Annotated in this window: 20 protein-coding genes; 13 read left to right on the top strand and 7 right to left on the bottom strand. The window is 70.9% G+C overall.

All coding sequences use genetic code 11. The features are described from left to right. The first annotated feature begins 2 nt into the window (after positions 1–2). The 3 genes from MMA15_RS00305 to gnd all read left to right on the top strand — a co-directional run bounded on the left by MMA15_RS00305 (position 3) and on the right by gnd (position 3,090). Entirely contained in the window at positions 3–869 is an 867-nt protein-coding gene (locus MMA15_RS00305) for a DUF427 domain-containing protein (protein WP_241056925.1), read from the top strand. Between the two features lie 99 nt (positions 870–968). After that, positions 969–1,562: a pyridoxamine 5'-phosphate oxidase family protein gene (locus tag MMA15_RS00300; RefSeq protein WP_241056924.1), complete on the top strand. Its 594-nt coding sequence runs from the start codon at positions 969–971 to the stop codon at positions 1,560–1,562. Positions 1,563–1,647: 85 nt separating this feature from the next. Next, positions 1,648–3,090 (top strand): NADP-dependent phosphogluconate dehydrogenase, encoded by a 1,443-nt coding sequence (gnd, locus tag MMA15_RS00295; RefSeq protein WP_241056923.1) that lies wholly within the window; start codon positions 1,648–1,650, stop codon positions 3,088–3,090. Positions 3,091–3,672: 582 nt separating this feature from the next. Here gnd and MMA15_RS00290 read toward each other — a convergent pair. Together MMA15_RS00290 and MMA15_RS00285 are read right to left on the bottom strand one after the other, a co-directional pair. Then, positions 3,673–3,903 carry a DUF6480 family protein gene (locus MMA15_RS00290; RefSeq protein WP_241056922.1) on the bottom strand — a complete coding sequence of 77 codons (231 nt, stop codon included), beginning with the start codon at positions 3,901–3,903 and terminating at the stop codon, positions 3,673–3,675. Between the two features lie 101 nt (positions 3,904–4,004). Next, the gene (locus tag MMA15_RS00285; RefSeq protein ID WP_241056921.1) at positions 4,005–4,670 is read right to left on the bottom strand and encodes an alpha-ketoglutarate-dependent dioxygenase AlkB family protein; all 666 of its coding nucleotides are present in this window, start codon (positions 4,668–4,670) and stop codon (positions 4,005–4,007) included. 270 nt (positions 4,671–4,940) lie between these two features. On the opposite strand from MMA15_RS00285, the gene MMA15_RS00280 reads away from it, so the two are divergent. Both MMA15_RS00280 and MMA15_RS00275 read left to right on the top strand, forming a co-directional pair. Then, entirely contained in the window at positions 4,941–5,204 is a 264-nt protein-coding gene (locus MMA15_RS00280) for a GlsB/YeaQ/YmgE family stress response membrane protein (protein ID WP_241056920.1), read from the top strand. A gap of 228 nt (positions 5,205–5,432) precedes the next feature. After that, positions 5,433–6,485 carry a phosphatidylinositol-specific phospholipase C domain-containing protein gene (locus MMA15_RS00275; protein ID WP_241056919.1) on the top strand — a complete coding sequence of 351 codons (1,053 nt, stop codon included), beginning with the start codon at positions 5,433–5,435 and terminating at the stop codon, positions 6,483–6,485. A gap of 157 nt (positions 6,486–6,642) precedes the next feature. On the opposite strand, the gene MMA15_RS00270 is transcribed toward MMA15_RS00275, so the two are convergent. Together MMA15_RS00270 and MMA15_RS00265 are read right to left on the bottom strand one after the other, a co-directional pair. Beyond that, positions 6,643–8,178: an ATP-dependent DNA ligase gene (locus tag MMA15_RS00270; protein ID WP_241056918.1), complete on the bottom strand. Its 1,536-nt coding sequence runs from the start codon at positions 8,176–8,178 to the stop codon at positions 6,643–6,645. A 97-nt stretch (positions 8,179–8,275) separates the two neighbouring features. Continuing rightward, positions 8,276–8,623 carry a DUF3140 domain-containing protein gene (locus MMA15_RS00265; protein WP_241056917.1) on the bottom strand — a complete coding sequence of 116 codons (348 nt, stop codon included), beginning with the start codon at positions 8,621–8,623 and terminating at the stop codon, positions 8,276–8,278. Positions 8,624–8,984: 361 nt separating this feature from the next. Here MMA15_RS00265 and MMA15_RS00260 point away from each other — a divergent pair, with 361 nt between their 5' ends. From MMA15_RS00260 to MMA15_RS00245, 4 genes are all read left to right on the top strand, one after another. After that, positions 8,985–10,142, top strand: coding sequence for a polyprenyl synthetase family protein (locus tag MMA15_RS00260; protein ID WP_241056916.1), 1,158 nt, complete (start codon positions 8,985–8,987; stop codon positions 10,140–10,142). Positions 10,143–10,347: 205 nt separating this feature from the next. Then, positions 10,348–10,884: a Dps family protein gene (locus tag MMA15_RS00255; protein ID WP_241056915.1), complete on the top strand. Its 537-nt coding sequence runs from the start codon at positions 10,348–10,350 to the stop codon at positions 10,882–10,884. A gap of 43 nt (positions 10,885–10,927) precedes the next feature. Continuing rightward, a complete protein-coding gene (locus tag MMA15_RS00250; RefSeq protein ID WP_241056914.1) occupies positions 10,928–11,377 on the top strand; it encodes an SRPBCC family protein in 450 nt (149 codons plus the stop codon). 412 nt (positions 11,378–11,789) lie between these two features. Then, positions 11,790–13,163, top strand: a complete 1,374-nt coding sequence (locus MMA15_RS00245; RefSeq protein ID WP_372498153.1) for an MFS transporter — start codon at positions 11,790–11,792, stop codon at positions 13,161–13,163. Positions 13,164–13,527: 364 nt separating this feature from the next. On the opposite strand, the gene MMA15_RS00240 is transcribed toward MMA15_RS00245, so the two are convergent. Beyond that, positions 13,528–14,106, bottom strand: a complete 579-nt coding sequence (locus tag MMA15_RS00240) for a TetR/AcrR family transcriptional regulator (RefSeq protein WP_241056913.1) — start codon at positions 14,104–14,106, stop codon at positions 13,528–13,530. A gap of 253 nt (positions 14,107–14,359) precedes the next feature. On the opposite strand from MMA15_RS00240, the gene MMA15_RS00235 reads away from it, so the two are divergent. From MMA15_RS00235 to MMA15_RS00225, 3 genes are read left to right on the top strand one after another with little or no spacing between them, the layout of a single operon-like run. Further along, complete coding sequence (locus tag MMA15_RS00235) at positions 14,360–14,935, top strand: (2Fe-2S)-binding protein (protein WP_241056912.1); 576 nt, start codon at positions 14,360–14,362, stop codon at positions 14,933–14,935. After that, positions 14,932–15,927: an FAD binding domain-containing protein gene (locus tag MMA15_RS00230; RefSeq protein ID WP_241056911.1), complete on the top strand. Its 996-nt coding sequence runs from the start codon at positions 14,932–14,934 to the stop codon at positions 15,925–15,927. Before MMA15_RS00235 ends, MMA15_RS00230 begins: the two co-directional genes overlap by 4 nt. After that, on the top strand, positions 15,924–18,068 hold the full coding sequence (locus MMA15_RS00225) for a xanthine dehydrogenase family protein molybdopterin-binding subunit (protein WP_241056910.1): 2,145 nt from the start codon (positions 15,924–15,926) through the stop codon (positions 18,066–18,068). The genes MMA15_RS00230 and MMA15_RS00225 overlap by 4 nt, the downstream gene beginning before the upstream one ends. 142 nt (positions 18,069–18,210) lie before the next feature. On the opposite strand, the gene MMA15_RS00220 is transcribed toward MMA15_RS00225, so the two are convergent. Next, positions 18,211–19,113, bottom strand: coding sequence for an AraC family transcriptional regulator (locus MMA15_RS00220; RefSeq protein ID WP_241056909.1), 903 nt, complete (start codon positions 19,111–19,113; stop codon positions 18,211–18,213). Positions 19,114–19,304: 191 nt separating this feature from the next. Here MMA15_RS00220 and MMA15_RS00215 point away from each other — a divergent pair, with 191 nt between their 5' ends. Next, a complete protein-coding gene (locus tag MMA15_RS00215; protein WP_241056908.1) occupies positions 19,305–20,057 on the top strand; it encodes a class I SAM-dependent methyltransferase in 753 nt (250 codons plus the stop codon). 241 nt (positions 20,058–20,298) lie between these two features. On the opposite strand, the gene MMA15_RS00210 is transcribed toward MMA15_RS00215, so the two are convergent. After that, positions 20,299–20,475 (bottom strand): hypothetical protein, encoded by a 177-nt coding sequence (locus MMA15_RS00210; protein WP_241056907.1) that lies wholly within the window; start codon positions 20,473–20,475, stop codon positions 20,299–20,301. Positions 20,476–20,763 lie beyond the last annotated feature (288 nt).

Raw genomic sequence — 20,763 nt, 5'->3', positions numbered from 1 at the left:
GCGTGACGGCCGGGGTGCGAGAGTGGGAAGCGCACCGCATCGTCACGCCCGATCCGGAGGCGCACATCATGACCCTCACGCTCGGCGGCGGCCCCCTCGCGTCACGTCCGCCGGAGACCGTCAACTACACCATCGACGGCCCGGCGCACCGCCTGCTGTGGCAGCCCTTCCCACGCCGCGTACGCGCACTGCTCGGCAGTGAGACCGTGCTGGACTCCGCCCGCGCCAGGCTGCTGCACGAGTCCAACCTGCTGCCGCAGCTCTACGTGCCGAGAGCCGACCTGCGTGAGGACCTGCTGGAGGAGAGCGGCCACCGCACCCACTGCCCCTTCAAGGGCGACGCCCGCTACTGGAGCGTGCGCGTGGGCGACCGCTTCGCCGAGAACGCCGTGTGGAGCTACCCCGAACCGCTCGACGGCGCGCAGTGGCTGAAGGGCCACGCCGCCGTGTACTGGTCGGCCATGGACGCCTGGTTCGACGAGGACGAGGAGGTCACCGGACACGTGCGCGACCCGTACCACCGCGTCGACGTGCGGCCCACCAGCCGCCACGTCGTCGTACGGGCCGGGGGCACGGACATCGCCGAGAGCCGCCGCGCCTATCTGCTGTCCGAGACCGGGCTGCCCAACCGCTTCTACCTGCCGCCGCAGGACGTACGCACCGAACTGCTGGAGCCCAGCGCCACCCACACCCACTGCCCCTACAAGGGCCAGGCCGCCTACCGGACGCTGAGGGCCCCCGGCGCGACGATCGAGGACGCGGCGTGGTGCTACGAGCAGCCGCTGGACGAGGCGTCACGCGTCGCGGGACATCTGTGCTTCCTCGCCGACGGCATCGAGACCGTCGTCGACGGCACGCCCCTGAGCTGACCGCCCGCACGCCCCGCCGGATGCGCGGCAGGGCGTACCCATGGCGCGCTTTCGCGAAATCCCCGCTCGGCGGCCCCACTTCAGGCCCACAATGCCGTGGTGGGCAAGATCTACGAACGCATCGACGAGCGACTGCGCGCCTTCATCGAGGAGCAGCATGTCTTCTTCGCCGCGACCGCGCCGCTCGCGGCCGACGGACACGTCAACGTGTCCCCGAAGGGCCTGGCGGGATCGTTCGCCGTCCTCGACGAGACCACCGTCGCCTACCTCGACCTCGGCGGCAGCGGCGCCGAGACCATCGCCCATCTGCGGGAGAACGGCCGCGTCACCCTGATGTGGTGCGCCTTCGGCGGCCCGCCGCGCATCGTGCGCATCCACGGCACCGGCAGACCAGTCTTCCGCGACGACCCCCGCTGGGCGGAGCTGCTGCCGTACTTCGGGGAGGACATGCGCTCCCGTACGGATCTGCGTGCCGTCATCACGGTGCGCGCGCAGCGCATCAGCGACACCTGCGGCTTCGCCGTGCCCTTGATGGAGTGGCAGTCGGACCGGGACGTGCACACCAAGCGCTTCGCCCGCGAGACCGACGAATCGTTCGCCGCATACTGCGAGAAGAAGGAGCACGTCGGCACCAGCCTCGACGGGCTGCCCGCCCTGCCTCTGCCGCTTCCGCCCCGCAGCGACGACGCCTGATTCCGGCCGGCAGCCGGCAGGCCGTCCGCACGCCTCAAAGATCCGTCCGGCCCTTGTCCCGTCCGTACTCACAGGAGCATCGAAGATGAGCCCCAGCGCACACATCGGCGTCACCGGCCTCGCAGTCATGGGCCGCAATCTCGCCCGCAACTTCGCACGCAACGGCTACACCGTCGCCCTCCACAACCGGACCGTCTCCCGCACCCGCGACCTGGTGCGCGACTTCTCCCACGAGGGCAGCTTCGTCGCGGCGGAGACGGCGGAGGAGTTCGTCGCCGCGCTGGAACGCCCCCGCCGCCTGGTCGTCATGGTCAAGGCGGGCGGCCCGACCGACGCCGTCATCGACGAGTTCGCCGGACTGCTGGAGCCCGGCGACGTCATCATCGACGGCGGCAACGCCCACTACGCCGACACCCGCCGCCGCGAGCAGGCACTGCGCGAACGCGGCCTGCACTTCGTCGGCACCGGCATCTCAGGCGGAGAGGAAGGCGCCCTGCACGGACCGAGCATCATGCCCGGAGGCTCCGCGGAGGCCTACGAGTCGCTGCGTCCGCTGCTGGAGAGCATCGCCGCCAAGGCCGAGGACGGCACGCCCTGCACCACGCACGTCGGCCCGGACGGCGCGGGCCACTTCGTGAAGATGGTGCACAACGGCATCGAATACGCGGACATGCAGCTCATCGGCGAGGCCTACCACCTGCTGCGCGACGTCGCCGGATACAGCCCCGCCCGCATCGCCGAGACCTTCCGAGCGTGGAACACCGGCCGGCTCGACTCCTACCTCATCGAGATCACCGCCGAAGTCCTCTCCCACGACGACGCCGCCACCGGCAAGCCCTTCGTGGACGTCGTCGCCGACCAGGCCGAGCAGAAGGGCACCGGACGCTGGACCGTGCAGACCGCGCTCGATCTGGGAGTGCCCGTCTCCGGGATCGCCGAGGCCGTCTTCGCCCGCTCCCTCTCCGGGCACGCGGACCTGCGCTCCGCGAGCGCCCATCTGCCCGGTCCCGACGCCTCCCCGCTCGCCCCGGCCGACGCCGACCGCTTCGCCGAACAGGTCGAACAGGCCCTCTACGCCTCGAAGATCACCTCCTACGCGCAGGGCTGGAACATGATCCGCAGCGGCAGCGACGAGTACGGATGGGGCATCGACCCCGGCGCCGTCGCCGCGATCTGGCGCGCGGGCTGCATCATCCGCGCCGCGTTCCTGGACCGCATCCGCGCCGCGTTCGCCGCCCGCCCGGACCTGCCGACGCTGCTGGCCGACGACCACTTCTCCAAGGAGATCGGCGAGGCACAGGCGGACTGGCGCTCGGTCGTGGCCACCGCGGCCGGGCGCGGCATCCCCGTCCCCGGCTTCTCCGCGGCCCTGGCCTCCTACGACGCACTGCGCAGCGAGCGGCTCCCGGCGTCGCTCACCCAGGCGCAGCGCGACTTCTTCGGTGCGCACACCTACCGGCGTACGGACCGTGAAGGGTCGTTCCACACGCTGTGGGGAGGGGACCGCAGCGAGGTGTCCGCGGACTGAACAGACCGCCGGGCGGAAGGGCCGGGAGTGGCCGTCGATGTGAGTGTCCTCCGCGGAGCCGGGCACCCGTCCCGCAGACGGATACGCCGCTATGTGAGACCGCTGGAGTTGTGATGCCACAGCAGTCAGGGACGAGGTTCCCGGCCTGTAGGCGGCCCGACCCGGTACCTCCGAAGCCGACGCCGCCGCCCGGGCCGGGCGGACCCGGTCCGGGACCGGCTCCGGATCCGGTGCCCGCGCCTCCGCCCAGCCCGCCGCCGGGGCCGGCTCCCGATCCGATTCCGCCGTCCCCGGGGCCGGAGCCCGTACCGCCGGATCCGGAACCGCAGCCGTCGCCACCGGCACCCTGAAGCAGGCGGCAGGGGCCCAAACCGCGGCCGTGTGCCGTGACGCGCCGACCCCCGGCTCCGGCTCCAGGTGCCGTGCGAGCCGTGCCATGACCAGCGGCCCGGTCCGCCGAGATGCGGAGGCTCCTTCCGTCCGGGCCGCGCCGAGGCCGTGGAGGCAGGCGAACCCCCTTCCCGCCTGCCGGCCACGGCCTCGGCCTTCCCTGCGTTGTGCCTTCCTGCCCTGGAGCCTTCCCTAGAGTTCGACCGCCCAGGCCAGGAAATAGACGAGGAAGACCGCGACGAGAACCGCCAGGATGATCACCGGCGTCTTCGACCAGCCCTTCGCGGGGTTGTGCCGCTCGTCAGGGCCGGTGCCGCCGGTGCTGTCCTCGCCCGGAGGCGTCTCCCCGGGCGGCACCTGGCCGCCGGGTTCGAGACCGGGGGTGTGGCGGGGATCGTCCGGATCCGGATACTTCTCGTCCATGCCGTACGGGTGGGCAGCGGCCGGCGACTTATACATGGCAGGACGGCCCGGCCCTTGGCTGGTCTCCGTCCGCTACGGCGGCTGCCTCGCCAATGGCCGCCTCAGGGGTTCCCGTCCGTAAGACCCGTGACCCTGAGCGTGAGGTTCAGCCTGCCCGACGCCATCCCCGTGGCCGCGTCGCCCGTCCCCGGGAAGACCTTCGTCACTCCGTGATACGCGAAGCGCGACGGCCCGCCGAAGACGAACAGGTCTCCGGAGGCCAGCTCGATGTCGGTGTACGGGCGGCCACGCGACTCGGTGTTGCCGAAGCGGAAGACGCAGGTGTCGCCGATGCTCAGCGAGACGACGGGAGCGTCGGACCGCTCGTCCTTGTCCTGGTGCATGCCCATGCGTGCGCCGGCGTCGTAGAAGTTGACCAGCGCGGTGTCGGGGTCGTACTCCCGCGCCGCGCTCTCCCCGTAGGCGGCGGCCAGCGCCCGCCGCCCCATCTCGGCGAGCCACTCCGGCAGTTCGGCGACGCGGCGGCCGTTCACGTCATCGGCAGTACGGGTGTAGCGATACGGCTGCCAGTGCCAGCCCAGGCACACCGTCCGCACCGACATCACGCCACCGCGCGGCAGTCTCGTATGCCGCAGCGGTACGGGACCGGCCGCCCAGCGGCGGCACGCGGAGACCAGCCGACGCTGTTCGTCGAGGCTCAGCCACCCCGGCAGATGTACCGCCCCGGGAGCGGGACTTGACGGCGGAACCGGCACGAGGGCGTCCATCCGCGCGGCCTCCCTTCCTCGATGCGTCCCCGGTCTTCGATGAGTGCCCGAACTTCGACGGGTCCTTGCCGCGGTACGTACGAAGGGGCGGCGCCGCAGACGTCCAGGTCACCGGCCAGTGTCGCAGTCACCACCGACACCGCCGGGTGACGCCCCAGGGCACGGAGCCGACGAGCGCTGCCGCCGGGGACGGGGGCGATGCGCGAAGGACCGAGTGCGGACCGCCGAAGCGGGCACAAGGAGGGAACAGACCACCGGCAAGGGGAAATCATGGAGATCTCAGGCATCATCAGCGCCATCGTGATCGGGATCGTCATCGGCGTGCTGGGACGGCTCATCGTTCCCGGACGCCAGCGCGTCGGAATTCTCCTGACGATCGGGGTCGGCATCGTGGCCGCCCTCATAGGTTCGGCCATAGCCACATATTTCGGCGTGGCCGACACCAAGGGCGTCGACTGGATCGAATGGCTGATTCAGCTCGTACTGGCCGCACTCGGCGTCTCCGCACTCGACCGTTCGAAACGCCGCCGCTGAGCGGCACACGCCCATGCGGCGAACTCGCCGCATTCCAGGGCCCCTTGCCGGACCACCCCCGCCGGCAGGGGGCCTTCGCACGTCGGCGGGCACTCGTGAAAGCGCCCGCGAAACACCGGGCATTTCCCGCTCTTCGCCGCTCACATTCGACAAGCCCCATATCCGGGCGGCCCGAACCGCTCTACGCTGATTGCCACTTGGCCCCCCACATCACCAAGGAATCAGCCCATGAGCAGATACCGCCTTGCCGTCGCCGTGTCGACGGCCGCGCTGGTCTCGGCCGCGACCACGCTGGCCCTGCCGCTCACCGCCCAGGCGGGCACCGCGGAAGCCGCCGCCCCCTCGTACGGCGACACCACATCGGTCGGCGTCCACAACGCCTACGAGCAGGACAAGTACGAGTACTTCGCCGACGCCCTCGACTCGGGCGCCTCCCTCCTCGAACTCGACGTATGGACCAACGTCATAGGCAAGGGCTGGCGCGTCTCGCACAACAACCCCACCGGCAACGACAACAACTGCGAAAACGCCGCCTCCGCCGGGGAGTTGCGCACCAAGGACCGCGACCAGAGCCTCGACGGCTGCCTCGCCGACATGCGTGCGTGGCACGACGCCAACCCCGGCCACCGGCCCACACTCATCAAGGTCGAGATGAAGGACGGCTTCTACGACAAGGCCGACCGCGGACCCGACGAACTTGACGCGCTGCTATCGGAGAAGCTCGGCGACGCCCTGCTGCGTCCCTCCGACGTCACGAAGGACCACGCCACCCTCGACGAGGCCGTCGGCGCCGAAGGCTGGCCCAGCAGGGACGCCATGGCCGGGAAGTTCCTCGTCGAACTCATACCCGGCACCGTCGAGGAGGACAATCCCGCCGACGACCTGTGGACGGACGAGGAGTACGCCACCCACCTCAAGGACCTCGCCGCGAAGGGCACGCTCGGCGAAGCAGGCGCCTTCCCCGCGGTGCACGGCGCCGAGAAGGGCGACCCCCGCACGGAACGCTACGAAGAGGAACTGCGGCCCTGGTTCGTCGTGTTCGACGGTGACGCGGCCACCTTCACCGGCGACGGCATCGACACCGCCTGGTACCAGCAGCACGGCTACCTCACCGTGATGACCGACGCCCACAAGGTCGCACCGGAACTCGACAGCACAGAACCCGGCGAGCAGGAAGCAAGCGATCGCGTCACGCAACTCGCCGCGTCACACGCCAGTTTCGCGACCTGCGACTGGTACCCGCTGCCGAAGGTCCTCTCGATGGTCGTACAGCGAGGGTGAACGGCCCTCTGAACGGCCCGCGAACAGCCCTCCCTTGAAGCGCCTTCGGGCTATTGGCAGAACAGGGCCGAACGGGGCGGGCAGAGCGGGGAGTTGATGAACTCAGGCCCGCCCGCATCAAAGTCGGCTCGACGGTCGAGTCCTCGCGCTCCGCGCCCTATCTGCGGAGCGCGAGGACGTCGTCGACGGTGTCCGCCTCGGCGGCCTGCTTGTCGGTCCGGTAGCGCACCACCCGGGCGAAGCGCAGCGTCACACCCGCCGGATAGCGCGTCGAACGCTGAAGCCCGTCGACGGCGATCTCCACCACCAACTCCGGCCGCACCGTCACACCCCACGGGTGCTCGACGTCCGTGATGCCGCGCAGATGCTCCGTCTGCCACGCCAGCATCTCGTCCGTGAGCCCCTTGAACGTCTTGCCCAGCATCGCGAACGAGCCGTCCGGCCGCCGCGCCCCCAGATGCAGATTCGACAGGCGCCCCGTGCGCCGCCCATGGCCCCACTCCGCGGCGAGCACCACCAGATCGAGAGTGAAGACGGGCTTCACCTTCAGCCAGGACGCGCCGCGGCGGCCCGCGCTGTACGCCGAGTCCAGCGCCTTGACCATGACGCCCTCATGGCCCTGCTCCAGCACCAGCCGGGCGAACTCCTCGGCCGCGCCCCGGTCTTCGTCCGACCGCGGATCGGCGACCACCATGCGCCGCACCCGCAGCGACTCCGGCACCACCCCCGCGAGGGCCTCGTGCCGCCGCGCGACGTCCAGATCCGTCAAGTCCCGCCCCTCCACGGACAGTACGTCGAAGAAGCGAGGCGTGACCGGCAGCGTCGTCCGGGCGGCCGGCACATCCACGCGCGACCCCACACGCTGGGAGACCTCCTGGAACGGACGCGGACGGCCCTGCTCGTCGACGGCCGTCACCTCCCCGTCCAGCACCACCTGGTGCACCGGCAACTCCCGTACGAGATCGGTGAGTTCGGGAAGGCGCGCCGTGATGTCGTCCAGCGTGCGCGTATAGACGCCGACGCTCTCGCCCTCCTTGTGCACCTGCACACGTATCCCGTCCAGTTTCTCCTCCACCACGCACGGTCCGAGCCGGTCCACCGCCTCCAGTACGTCCTTCGCGCTCTGCGCCAGCATCGGCAGCACCGGACGTCCCGTCTGCAACCGGAACGCCTCCAGCGCGGACGGCCCTTCGGCCAGCAGGGCACTCGCGACCGCCCCCAGCGAACCGCCGAACATCACGGCACGCCGTACCTGCGCCGACGGCACCGACACCGCCTCCGCCAGCCCCTCGACGGCGAACGCGTCCAGCGCGCCCTGCCTCAACTCGCCGGTGAGCAGCCGGAAGAGGAACCCCTGCTCCTCCTCGGTCGCCGCGGACATCAACGCGCCGAGCAGCCGCCTCCGTTCGGCCTGCGCGCCCTTCCCGCTCACGGCGGCGATCTCCTCCAGCGCCGCGTCCACCTCGGCGATGGTCAACTGCGCCTCGGCGGCGGCAGGATGAGACTCCGACAGCGTGCGGAAACCCACCCCCGTCCTGCGCTGCGGCAGCCGCCCCGCCAAGTACGTTACGACCACGGGCACTTCGGAGGGCGACGCGGCGCGGAACAGCTCCGCCAGCAGAGCCACCTTCTCCTTGCGCCCCGCTACCGTCGTGATCTCCCGCGAGGTCCGTGCGATGTCGGCCAGCAGCATGGCTCCATCCTCACTGCGCCGCCGGGGCCGCGACAGGTCCGCAACGGCCCCGGCCCCGGCAGCCCTGTGGCGGCGTCATCGGCTTCGCCGTCCGCTGTCAGCGCAGCGGGTCGTGGCCCCAGTTCATGAGCGCGAAGCGCCAGTCGGTGTTGCTCACGTCGCCCCGAGGGCGGTGCCTGAGCTGACGCTCGACATGATGGACGACCTTGCGCATATGGACCAGGTCGTCCGCGGTGAAGTCCGCCCTCGGCGTCCGCAGCAGCCGCAGTATGCGCCGCCCGGCGGCGTGACTGTGGCTCTCACGCTGCCCCTTGTGACGGCCGACGTTGCGTGACCGCTCCGTGTCCAGCCAGCGTTCGAGCTGACCTGCGGGAATGTTCACAGCATGGGCGAAGTCGGCGAAGAGTTCCTCACGTTGGGACTGCTGCTGCTTCATGTCGCTCATGGGACTCGCCCCTCTCGCCCGCGTGAGCCCGCCGGGCTCGCGGGCACCGGCGGCGGCCCCTCCGGCATCTGCCTCGACGCGGGGCACCGTCCGCCGCTCCCGGTGTATGCCGCCTCTCATCTCATTCACCCCTCTTCACCTCGCCGGGTGCCCCTCCACCTGCGGTGAATGCCTCCCTCCACGACCGGCCCGACCGGCCCGCTACGCCGGGCCCCGACCCGCGTCCGCAGCCGTACGGACGTGAAGGTGCACCCCGTACGTAGCCATCGCTGAAAAACTCTCCGTATAACACCCTTCACCGTCCGCGAGTGCCATGCAGTGCACACGCGCCGCCGGGCCGACCTCCGGGGAAGGAGCCGCCATGCAGCGCCGCCCGAGCGCCCATGTGCGCGAAGGGAACCAGGACGTCCGCGACATCCGCACGCTCGGCTTCGACCCCGACCACGACACGGCCGCCGTCATCGAGGCCCTGCTCTCCCGCCACATCGCGGCCCGCCGCGAGGAGGCCGCCCGCAGCAGCGACCGCTTCGCCGAGGACGTCATCGACCTGCTCGCCGACGTCGTCCTTCGCGGCGGCAAACGTACCCGTCCCGCCTTCCTCTGGTGGGGCTGGCGCGGCTGCGGCGGCGCACCACACGGAGCCGGTGCCGAGGCAGCGCTCAAGGTCGCCACCGCACTGGAACTGATCCAGGGCTGCGCACTCATCCACGACGACCTGATGGACGGATCGCTGCTGCGCCGCGGCGCCCCCGCCGCACACGTCGCCTTCGCGAATCAGCACCGGGCCGCCGGGCTACGCGGCAACCCCGACACCTTCGGCGTCTCCGCCGCCATCCTCGCGGGCGACCTCGCCCTGGTGTGGGCCGACGACCTCTTCGAGACCGCGGGGCTCGACAGCAGAGCCCGGCGCGCCGTCGCCCCCGCCTGGCAGGCCATGCGCACCGAGACCATCGCCGGCCAGTACCTGGACCTCTACGGGCAGGGCACCGGCGTCGACTCCCCCGAGGAGTCGCTGCGCGTCGCGTATCTCAAGAGCGGCCTCTACACCGTCGAACGCCCCCTCCACCTCGGAGCCGCCATGGCCGGCGCCGACCCCGACCTCATCGCCGCTCTCCGCCGGGCAGGACGCAGCGCCGGTGTCGCCTTCCAGCTACGCGACGACCTCCTCGGCGTCTTCGGCGGCTCCGGCGGTACGGGGAAGCCGGCGGGCGACGACATCCGGGACGGCGCCTCCACGTATCTCGTCGCCATCGCCCTTCAACGGGCCCGCGCACACGGCAGAGATGAAGCGGAAGGCCAGTTGCGCGCCGCTCTCGGCAACCGCGACCTCCCCGCAGAGGAACTCCGGCAGATCCAGGACCTCCTCACCGCCCTGGGCGCCGTCGCCGCCGTCGAGGCCCGCATCGGCCAGCTCACCGCCTCGGCGCTCACCGTCATCGACCAGGCCGACCTGCTGTCGCCCGCGGACCAGCGGCTCAGTGCCCTCGTACGGGAAGTGGCGGCACCGGCGGCCGGCTGACTCGCCTTCCGCCTCCGCTGTCGCCGCGGGGACCATCGCGGCCCCCTTCCGCGCCTCCCGAATGGACCACTCGCGGCCCTCCCGGCGAGCGCCCCGCCGTCACCGGTGGTCGTATGAGGAGCGAGCCGATGTCGTGCATGTGCTTGTCGCCGTGGAGAGGGTGTGGGTGGTTGTGGGTGGTGTGCCGGAGTACACGGTCCCGGGTATGTCGCCGAGCACGGGCGGTGACGTGATCCGGTTGCTGAGCATGCGTCTGCACGCGCTCAACGACCTCGCCCTGACCCTGAAACACATTCACTGGAACGTCGTCGGCCCGCACTTCATCGCCGTACACGAGATGCTGGACCCGCAGGTGGACTCGGTGCGGGGAATGGTCGACACGACGGCCGAGCGCATCTCCACCCTCGGTGGCTCCCCGCAGGGAACTCCCGGGGTGCTGGTAGCCGAACGCCAGTGGGAGGACTACGCGATCGGCCGCGCCGAGGCCATCGAGCATCTGGGAGCTTTGGATCTCGTCTACAGCGGCGTGATCGAGGATCACCGCGAAGCGGTCAAGGTGACCGACGAAAGCGACCTGATCACGCAGGACATGCTGATCGAGCAGTTGCGCAGCCTGGAACTCTTCCAGTGGTTCGTGCGCGCCCATCTGGAGAGCGCGGGCGGTGCCTTGAGTACGGCGAGCGCCGGTTCGGAGCGCGAGGCTGCGAACAAAGCGGGAAAGCAGGCTCGCCAGCAGCCCTGAGCGACGGTACCGCGGTGAAAGCGGTCAGAACTGGGGAGAGACGATGGCCGGACAGTTCGAGGTGACGACCGAGATCGAGCGTCCGATCGAGGAGGTCTTCGCTTTCCTCGCCGACGGCGAGAACGACCCCCGGTTCAGCCCCCGCGTGGAACGGATCGCAAAGGTCACGGACGGCCCGGTGGGCGTGGGAACGGTCTACGAGAGCACGGTCAAGGACGCCGGGGTACGCACCCGCCGGGAATTCCGCATCACCGAGTTCGACCCGCCTTCCAGAATCCGCTGGACGGAGATCTCGGAGAATCTGGTGAGGACGGAAGAGGGCGGCTACGACCTGGAGAAGGCCGGCGAGGGGATCACTCGTGTACGGCTCTTCAACGCCCTGACGGGCGAGGGGGTCGGGAAGCTGATGGCGGGGACGGCGCTGAATGCGGCGCGGGCGGATGCGGAGGATTTCGGCCGCCGGATCAAGGAAGCCGTAGAGGGCGGTACTTGAGGGCTTTCCCGTGACTCTCCTGCTTTCCTCCTCGCATGGTCGGTCTCGGCGGGGGGAGCGGCGCCGTCTCCGCCGCTGCACGTTCAGGTAGCGGTCTCCGGCACCGGCTCGTCCGCACACCTCGGCGTCCTCCGCACACCCCCGGCGTCCTCCGCACACCCCCGGCGTCCTCCGCACACCCCCGGCGTCGTCCGCACACCCCCGACGCGTACGGACTCGGTCTGGACGCCGAGGTCTGATCGCCGATCCGGTCGTAGGGGTGGGACTCGGCCCGGTTCTGCGCGGAGACACCGATGGCTGCGCTGCTCCGCCTGCGAGGCGTCGGCCGTCGGCGAATCCGCGGTGACCGCGTCGAAAGCGGCGGGCGATACTGGTCCGCGACCGAGTAGATGTACCAGGAACCGGAGTTGCCGTGGACGGCGCGGAGACCACAGGCGAGGACACCGCGCAGGCGGAGAGCAGGCGGGCCGGGCCGGACCTGCCGGCAGCGCGGGATGCGCCGGCGGCCGAGTACCCGCCGCCGCGGACCGGTTGGCGTCGGCTGATGATGGACACTCGCCCGCTGCGCCACCTGCCCTTCCGCAGGCTGTGGTCCTCCACGGCCGTCACCGCTGTCGGCAGCCAGCTCACCGCCGTGGCCGTGCCGAAGCAGGTGTACGACATCACCGGTTCCTCGGCCTGGGTCGGCTACGCCAGCTTCGCCGGACTGATCCCGCTCGTTCTCTTCGCACTCTGGGGCGGCGCGATCGCGGACACCGTGGACCGGCGCAAGCTGCTGCTCGTCTCCAACACGGGCATCGCCGTCACTTCGCTGCTGTTCTGGGTACAGGCGGCCACCGGCGCCGAGTCGGTCCTGGTGCTGATGGTGCTGCTGGCGTCACAGCAGGCGTTCTTCGGTATCAACCAGACCACCCGCAGTGCCTCCATCGCCCGGCTCGTGCCACTGGAGGAGCTGCCCGCCGCGAACGCGCTGATGTCGACCGTGGGGTCCACCGGGATGGTCTTCGGCCCGCTGCTTGCCGGCGCACTCATTCCGGTCATCGGGCTGCCGGAGCTGTACATGATCGATGCGGTGGGACTGTGCGCGGCGCTGTGGGCGGTGTGGCGGCTGCCCGCCCTGCCGCCGCTGACCCGGGCCGGGACCGGAGAGGCCGGGGATACGGCGGCTCCGCGCCGCGCGGGCTGGCGTGAAGTGGCCGCCGGATTCCGGTACATCACCGCCAGCCGGGTGCTGCTGCTCTCCTTCGTGGCCGACATCGTCGCCATGGTCTTCGGCATGCCCCGCGCCCTCTTCCCGCAACTTGCCGCCACGACGTACGCGCCGTGGGGCGAAGGGCTCGCCCTGGGCCTGCTGTTCGCGGCGATCCCGATCGGAGCGGTCGCGGGCGGGCTGTTCTCCGGGACCTTCTCCCGGGCACGCCGCCACGGGGTCATGGTCATCGCCGCCGTGGTCGCCTGGGGCGTCGCCGTCGTCGGCAGCGGCCTGAGTTCGAGCCTCTGGTGGGCGGTCGGCTTCCTGATGGCGGGAGGTGTCGCCGACATGGTCTCCATGGTCTTCCGCGGCGCCATCCTCCAGTCCGTGGCCACCGACGACATGCGGGGCCGCATGCAGGGAGTGTTCACGGTCGTGGTGGCGGGCGGCCCGCGAGTGGCGGACCTGGTGCACGGCATGGCGGGCGCCGCGCTGGGCACGCGTACGGCCGTCACCGCCGGCGGCCTGCTGGTCATCGTCACCATGCTGACCCTGGCGGTCGCGATGCCGGAGCTGCGCCGCTACCGGGCCTGATCCCGGGCGAGGGCGGGAGTTCGGGGCGTCGCCCCGGGCCCTACGCGGAACGCGCCCGTCCACCGGCAGGGCCGGCACATCGACCCGGGACCGCCGATGTCCGAGGTCCCCTCGCCGGCAGACCATCGCGGATTTCGACCACTCGCCGCTACAGCTTCAGGCGCGTAGGGAAGAGAGCGTTGCCATGGAGCAGACCCGGGGTTCCAGCGCGACGGCGTGTTCGGCCCGGACTCCCGGGCGCTGCCCAGCCGGGACTGCGTCGGCCGCACTGCCGGGCGCGGAGATCGACTGGGTTCTCCTCGCTGTCACGTCGTCCTGGCCGTTCCGTGACCGGGACGGCCGCCGGTGGAGCATGTGCTCGCGTTCACCGTCCCGGCGCTCCCGCTCGCAGCCCGTCCATGACGAGGTCGAGGAGGCGGTCGACGCGTGGCTGCCAGTCGCCGTGGGGAGCGATCTGCCAGAGTCCCGCGATGGCGAGGAGGAAGTCGTCCGCGGTGACTCCCGGGCGGATGGTGCCGGCTTCCTCGTTGGCGCGGAGCAGGCGTTCGGCGGCGGTCTTCACCGGGCCGTGGCCGGGCTTCTCGGGGTTTCCGGGAGCGCTGGTGGCCTGGCGGATCGCGTCTGCCAGACCCGCCTTGGTCATGGCGAACCGGGCGAGGTGGTCCATCCATTCCCTGAGGGCGAGGTCCGGGTCGCGCGTCGCGATCAACTGAGCCGCGGCGTCGGCGACTTGCCGCATCTCGTGGCGGTAGACCTCGAGCACGAGCGCGTCGCGGCTGGGGAAGTTCCGGTAGAAGGTGCCCTGTCCGACGCCCGCCTTCTTGGCGATCGTACTGAGCGGGACGTTCGCGGAGCGCGTGAGCTCTGCCAGTGCCACGTCGAGGATGCGTTCGCGATTTCTCTGTGCGTCTGAGCGCAGAGATGCCTCTTTCCTCTGATGCACTCGTCCTCCTCGCGCTCGCGTCCGGAATCAGGCTTGCTGAAGCGGACAACTGTCCGCTACGTTCAGTGGGTAACGGACAGCCGTCCGGTTGGATTAGGTCCACCTTACCGGCGGATGCGTTCAATGCTCCCGCCCCCACCTGCACTTCCTCGCGGCCACCCTCACCACTACAGCCCGTGGCAGGCCCATGCCCTCGTTCCGCTGCCTCCCGGAGAGTTCCCGGCGCGCTCCCACACCCGAAAGAAGGCCGAGCATGGATCAATCGACGTCCAGCGACATCATCTTGGACATCAACGGCGAGAAACACGCGCTGTCCGTCGACCACCGCACCACCCTGCTCGACGCGCTGCGCGAGCGTCTCGATCTGACCGGCACCAAGAAGGGCTGCGACCAAGGACAGTGCGGTGCCTGCACCGTGCTGCTCGACGGGCAACGGGCCGTCTCCTGCCTCCAGTTCGCGGTCGCAGCCGAGGGGCGTCACATCACCACCATCGAAGGGATAGCCGACGGCGAGCGGATGCATCCGGTGCAGCAGGCGTTCCTCGAATTCGACGGCTACCAGTGCGGCTACTGCACGCCGGGACAGATCTGTTCAGCCGTCGCGATGCTCGAGGAGCACGCGGCGGGCTGGCCGAGCGCCGTCACCGACGACGTACGGGCCGAAGCGGCACCGCCACCGCTGACCGCCGAGGAGATACGGGAGCGGATGAGCGGCAACCTGTGCCGCTGCGGTGCGTACGTGCAGATCGTAGAAGCCGTCGCACAGGCGGCGACGCGCGGGAAGGAAACCGGGATGCTCGAGGGCTCGGAAACGGAGGCGTCCGCATGAGGGAGTTCGGCTACCAGCGCGTCTTCGACGTGTCCAGTGCGGTCGCGCAGCTCGAAGCCGATCCCGACGCGCGCCTGCTCGGCGGCGGCACCAACCTCGTCGACCTGATGAAGGCCGGCGTCGAGCGGCCCGCCCGGCTCGTCGACGTCAGCCGACTGCCCCTGGGGCAGATCGAAGCGACCGAGGACGGCGGCCTGCGCATCGGAGCCACCGTCACCAACAGCGACCTGGCCGCGCACCCCGAAGTCCGGCGCCGGTACCCGGCGTTGGCGCAAGCGGTGCTGGCCGGTGCCTCGGGACAACTGCGCAACGTGGCCACCGTCGGCGGGAATCTGCTGCAGCGCACCCGCTGCGGCTACTTCAGCGACGTGACCCAGCCCTGCAACAAGCGCGTACCCGGCAGCGGTTGCCCGGCCGTCGCAGGCGAACACCGCAACCACGCGATCCTGGGCGCCTCCGAGCACTGCGTGGCCGTCCATCCGTCGGACATGGGCGTGGCGCTGGCGGCCTTCGACGCCGTCGTCTCGTATGAAACGGCGGACGGGCCCGGGGGAGAGCTGCCGTTGGCCGAGTTCTACACGCCGGTTGGCGAGACGCCGCACCTGGAGACCGCGCTGCCTTCCGGAGCGCTGATCACCGGCGTCACGCTGCCGCCTGCTCCGGTCGCCGCGCGCTCGCGCTACCGGAAGGTTCGCGAACGCGCCTCGTACGCCTTCGCGATCGGCTCCGTCGCCGCCGCGCTCGACGTACGGGACGGCGTCGTCCGCGACGTGCGCCTGGCCTTCGGGGCTGTCGCGTCCCGGCCGTGGCGAGCCCGGGAGGCCGAGCGGTCGCTGACCGGTGCGCCGGCCGACGCCGCCACCTTCGCCGCCGCCGCGGACGCCGAACTCGCCGCCGCGGAGCCGCTGCCGCAGAACGAATACAAGGTGACTCTGATCCACAACCTGGTGGTGGCCGTGCTGACCGAACTGAGCGAGGAGGCTTCCCGATGACCACTGCCACGACCGGAACGACCCCGGCCAAGGGCTCCCACGGCACCCCGCACACCCGCGTGGAGGGTCCCGAGAAGGTCACCGGTGCCGCCCGCTATGCCGGCGACATCCCCTTCCCCGAACTCGCCCACGGCTGGCTGGCGTTGTCCACCGTGGCCCGCGGCCGTATCCGCTCGGTCGAGGCGGAGCCCGTCCTCGCGATGCCCGGCGTGCTCGCCGTCCTCCACCACGGGAACGCCCCCCATGTGAACACCGACTACGTCGGCCTGCTGGGCGCTCCGGACCCGACCGCCGCCGTCTTCCAGACCGATCGCGTGCCGCACAGGGGCTGGCCGGTGGCCCTCGTCGTAGCCGAGACGTCCGAGCAGGCCAGGGAGGCCGCCGAGGCCCTGGTGGTGCGGTACGAGGAGGAGCCGCACGACATCGCGTTCGCCGCGGGACGCCCTGACGCGTACGCGCCCGGCGGCCACCGGGGGCCGGCCGTGGAGGCGAAGGGCGACCTGGAGGCCGAACTCGCCTCGTCCGCGGTCGTCTTGGACGAGGAGTACACCACGCCGGAAGAGCACCACAACCCGATGGAGCCGCACGCGGCGGCTGCCCGCTGGGAGGACGGCCGCCTGGAGGTCGTCGACTCCAACCAGGGCAGCACGTGGGTCGTCAACGAGCTGGCGCAGCTCTTCTCGCTCGACGCGTCCTCGGTACGGGTGCGTTCCGAACACGTCGGCGGCGCCTTCGGCTCCAAGGGCGTGAGGGCGCACCAGGTGGCAGCCGTGATGGCGGCGACCGTCCTCCAGCGCCCGGTCCGTGTCGTACTGACCCGCCGGCAGATGTTCTCGCTCATCGGCTACCGCAGTCCCACGACGCAGCGGATCAGGCTCGGAGCCGACGACGACGGGCGGCTGCGCGCGCTGGAGCACGACTCCCTCAGCCTCACCTCGACCGTTCACGAATTCGTCGAGGGCAGCGCCGGGGTGGGGCGGGTGATGTACGACGCCGACGCCCACCACACGGCGAACCGGATCGTGCGGCTCGACGTGCCGAGCCCGACGTTCATGCGCGCGCCGGGCGAGGCACCGGGTTCGTTCGCGCTGGAGTCTGCGCTCGACGAGCTCGCCGAGAAGTGCGGCATCGACCCGATCGCGTTGCGCGCCCGCAACGACCCGCAGACCGGTCCCGTCTCCGGGCTGCCGTTCAGCAGCCGCAACCTGATGGCCTGCTTCGACGAGGGCGCCCGCCGGTTCGGCTGGGCGGAACGGGACCCGCGCCCGCGCATGCGCCGTGAAGGGCGGTGGCTGCTGGGAACCGGCACCGCCGCGGCCTCGTTCCCCGCGCGGGCCGTACCGTCCACAGCCGCCGTGACGGCTGAGGCGGACGGTACGTTCACTGTGCGGATCACCGCGGCCGACATCGGAACCGGGGCGCGAACCGCTCTGACCCTCGTCGCCGCCGAGGCCCTGGAAGTGGACCCCGACCAGGTGCGCGTACGGATCGGGGACAGCGACTTCGGCCAGGCGATGATCGCCGGCGGATCGATGGGCACCCGCTCGTGGGCGTGGGCGGTGACGGCCGCCGCGAGCGACCTGCGCGAGCAACTCGCGCTGGGCGGCAGCATCCCGCCGGAGGGAATCACAACGCGCTCCGACACCTCCGCGGCCATCGGTGCCCTCGCGGCCACGGAACGCCACACGTTCGGGGCGCAGTTCGCCGAGGTGGCCGTGGACACCGCCACGGGCGAAGTACGTGTGCGGCGCATGCTCGGCGTCTTCGCCGCGGGCCGCATCGTCAACCCGCTGACGGCTCGTGGTCAGCTCGTCGGCGGGATGACCTGGGGCATCTCCATGGCCCTGCACGAGGAAGCGGTCAGGGACCAGGCATCGGGAGGCGTCGTCGGGTCCGACCTCGCGGGCTATCACGTAGCCGCGAACGCCGACGTTCCGCATCTGGAGGCGGACTGGGTGGACGACCCCGATCCGAACGACCCCGTCGGGATCAAGGGCATCGGTGAGATCGGCATCGTGGGTGCCGCGGCTGCGGTCGCCAACGCGGTGTGGCACGCGACCGGCGTGCGGCATCGGAACCTGCCGATCCGGCCCGACCGCGTCCTGCTGGCGGAAGGGGGAGCGGGAGCGCGGCGCGACTGACACGGCCGGGGAGCCCGGCCGGGCTCCCCGGCCGTCAGGTCCATGGATCGATGGACTCCTGAATCCCGCAGCGCGACCGGCGACGTCTGCATCCCCAACCACAGTGTCGCGTTGCGGGGTTGGCTCTCAGACATTGACCGACTCAGGGTGACTCTGAAGGCGTCCGGCCGACCGTTGTCATGGTGCGGCGCCATCGCTGCGGGGTGGTGCCGTATCGGGCACGGAAGCGGCGGACGAGGTACGTGGCGTCGCGCAGGCCGGTTCGGGCGGCCACGGCATCGAGCGACATGTCGGTCTCGCGCAGCATGCGCCGGACCTCGGTCATGCGCCGCTCGGTGATCCATTCCAGCAGGGGGCGTCCGGTGCGCCGGCGGAGCACGGTCGTGAGGTGTCCCGGGGTGTAGCCGAGTGCGCGGGCGACATCGGTGGCGGAGATCGGTTCGCGGAACCTCTCCTCGATCTCGGCGAAGACCCGCTCGACGAGTGGGTCCGGCGTCCCCGGTGCGGAGGGTGCCAGTCGCGCAGCCGCGACCAGGATCGAGGTGAGGAGCGCGGCGACGGCCTCGTGGGCACCGAGACGGTCCGGGTCGGCGACCTCATCGCTCAGGTCCGCCATCCAAGTCGACCAACTCGCCCGGTCGCGCCCGGCGACCCGACCGGGCCCCGCGCCGGGCGCGAACAGGGCGAGCAGCGGATGGTGTGCCCAGGCCAGCGGGGAGACCGATGCCAGAGCTGGAACGGCGTCCGGCATGAACGCGACCGACCACGCGCGGGTGCGGGTGTGTTTCGCGACGGGCGCGACGCTGATGACCTGCCCCGGCGGTACGGCATGGACCTCGCCGCCGTGCAGCGACCGTTCGGCGCCGTCAAGGGTGAACGAGCCCGTGCCTTCTTCGACGTAGACGAGGACGAGGAAGTCGTGGGCGTGGCGGTTGTCCGGCGGAAGACTGGAGTGGGCGGCCGCGGTGTCGAAGCGGATCACGGAGACAGGAGGTACGCCGGGCCGCTGCCGGTACCGGTAGACCGGGGTCCCGTCGGGTCGCACCGTGCGCAGAGTCGAAGGTATCGCCGTTGTGTCAACGACCGGAGAACGACCCACGACCGAAGAATGTCCCATGTTCACCAACGTACATCCTGCTGAGTAACCGCAGGATGTACAAGACTGCGAGGCAAGGACGCCGGGTCTGCGGGACCGCACCGAGGCAGACCCGTCACCAAGGGCACAGGGAGCACCCCATGGCGACGACGACCGATGTACGGATCCTCGACCAGCGCACGCCGGAGGAGCGGGACCGCCCGTTTCTGCCGGGGATGAGCAAGGCCTGGCTGCTCCCGCTCTACGACGTCTTCACGCGGCTGGCCGGCGTTCGCGCGCTGCACGAGCGGAGCGTCGAACTCGCCGGGATCAAAGCCGGGCAGGCGGTGGTCGACGTCGGCTGTGGTACAGCCAACCTGTCGCTCGCCGTGCTCGCGGCAGAGCCGGGTGCCCGGTTGACCGGACTCGACCCCGACGGTGCAGCACTGCGCAGGGCCGCGCGCAAGGCACGCCGCCGAGGCGTGTCCCTCACCCTCGTCCAGGGATACGCCGATCGGATCCCCGCCGAGGACGCCTCGCTCGACCACGTGATCTCGTCGTTGGCCCTGCACCACGTCGATGACGACGGCCGGGTGGCGTTCGCGCGCGACGCCCTTCGCGCGCTTCGGCCGGGAGGGAGGGTCACCGTCGTCGATTTCGTCGGGCCGGAGTCCGATGGCGAGGACGCCGGGCGCCCCACGCACGGCCATGGCCGCCCGGTCCACGCGCTCGGGCACCTGCCCCACCTCGTACGTTCCCGGGCGGCGAACAGCCCGATGGCGGCCCGCAACCAGGGCGATGGCATCGTCGCGCTGCTGGCCGGGGCCGGGTTCGGCGACGCCCGGGAGGTCGCTCACGCCGACCACAGGTTCGGTCGGATCACCTTCGTACAGGCGACCCGCCCCTTGAGCTGAACCCTGGCCACGGGCGTCGCCACCCTCGTATTCGTCCGCTCGACCCGACCGGCCGCAGGACGCTGTCGCTCGTCGGCGTCACAACGGCGGTGCGGCGAAGCCTGGTTGACCTCCGCCGCGTGATCACCGGGGTTGTGTGCGCCTGGAGACCGTGTGGTGGCCCGAGGGTGCGTATCGAACGGCAGGGCAGGGGCCGCGACCGGAGCACGACCCCGCGCAGACTCGTGAGGGTCGAAAGGCTCTAGCCGTTGGCCGCCTGGTAGGCGGCGTAGGCGCCTCGGCCGACAGCCACCCCGGTCGCAATGGCTGCTACTGCCGGGGTGGCAAGCACGATGAGAAGCGACTTCGGCACCGTGCCCTCGTCGGACTCCAGCAGACCTTGGTCTGCCAGCGCTGCGTTGACCTTGTCTTCCAGCATTGAACTCTCCCAGGAATCAAAGCGGTTGAGTGACGTCAGACGGCCGGCCGCAGGGCAGAGACGAACCCCGAGGCTTCCTCACCCATCTCAGAAGGTGCCGGGTGAGCGGCGACCGTCGAAGGGAGCCTGGACACCACAGATTCCTGCGGCAAGGTCCATCCCCGTCCGGGCTCCGTCCGGGACTCCGCGGGAGCTGTCCGGCCTGGTCAGCGAGGTAGCCCCCGGGCACCTCCGGACACCCTCCGGACACCTCCGGTCACATGGGGGATCAGTTCATCGCTCGACGGT

Origin of the sequence: Streptomyces marispadix (assembly GCF_022524345.1) — a bacterium.
Lineage (GTDB): Bacteria > Actinomycetota > Actinomycetes > Streptomycetales > Streptomycetaceae > Streptomyces > Streptomyces marispadix.
Note: the sequence above shows the minus strand (reverse complement) of the source record. Positions and strands in the feature narration are given on the sequence as shown.

Excerpts from the sequence above, each read along its gene's own strand:
- MMA15_RS00235 (WP_241056912.1), top strand. The coding sequence starts at position 14,360 with ATGGATCAATCGACGTCCAGCGACATCATCTTGGACATCAACGGCGAG.
- MMA15_RS00285 (WP_241056921.1), bottom strand. The coding sequence starts at position 4,670 with ATGGACGCCCTCGTGCCGGTTCCGCCGTCAAGTCCCGCTCCCGGGGCG.
- MMA15_RS00260 (WP_241056916.1), top strand. The coding sequence starts at position 8,985 with ATGCAGCGCCGCCCGAGCGCCCATGTGCGCGAAGGGAACCAGGACGTC.
- MMA15_RS00215 (WP_241056908.1), top strand. The coding sequence starts at position 19,305 with ATGGCGACGACGACCGATGTACGGATCCTCGACCAGCGCACGCCGGAG.
- MMA15_RS00230 (WP_241056911.1), top strand. The coding sequence starts at position 14,932 with ATGAGGGAGTTCGGCTACCAGCGCGTCTTCGACGTGTCCAGTGCGGTC.
- MMA15_RS00250 (WP_241056914.1), top strand. The coding sequence starts at position 10,928 with ATGGCCGGACAGTTCGAGGTGACGACCGAGATCGAGCGTCCGATCGAG.
- MMA15_RS00225 (WP_241056910.1), top strand. The coding sequence starts at position 15,924 with ATGACCACTGCCACGACCGGAACGACCCCGGCCAAGGGCTCCCACGGC.
- MMA15_RS00290 (WP_241056922.1), bottom strand. The coding sequence starts at position 3,903 with ATGGACGAGAAGTATCCGGATCCGGACGATCCCCGCCACACCCCCGGT.
- MMA15_RS00210 (WP_241056907.1), bottom strand. The coding sequence starts at position 20,475 with ATGCTGGAAGACAAGGTCAACGCAGCGCTGGCAGACCAAGGTCTGCTG.
- MMA15_RS00255 (WP_241056915.1), top strand. The coding sequence starts at position 10,348 with ATGTCGCCGAGCACGGGCGGTGACGTGATCCGGTTGCTGAGCATGCGT.
- gnd (WP_241056923.1), top strand. The coding sequence starts at position 1,648 with ATGAGCCCCAGCGCACACATCGGCGTCACCGGCCTCGCAGTCATGGGC.
- MMA15_RS00280 (WP_241056920.1), top strand. The coding sequence starts at position 4,941 with ATGGAGATCTCAGGCATCATCAGCGCCATCGTGATCGGGATCGTCATC.
- MMA15_RS00275 (WP_241056919.1), top strand. The coding sequence starts at position 5,433 with ATGAGCAGATACCGCCTTGCCGTCGCCGTGTCGACGGCCGCGCTGGTC.
- MMA15_RS00265 (WP_241056917.1), bottom strand. The coding sequence starts at position 8,623 with ATGAGCGACATGAAGCAGCAGCAGTCCCAACGTGAGGAACTCTTCGCC.
- MMA15_RS00270 (WP_241056918.1), bottom strand. The coding sequence starts at position 8,178 with ATGCTGCTGGCCGACATCGCACGGACCTCGCGGGAGATCACGACGGTA.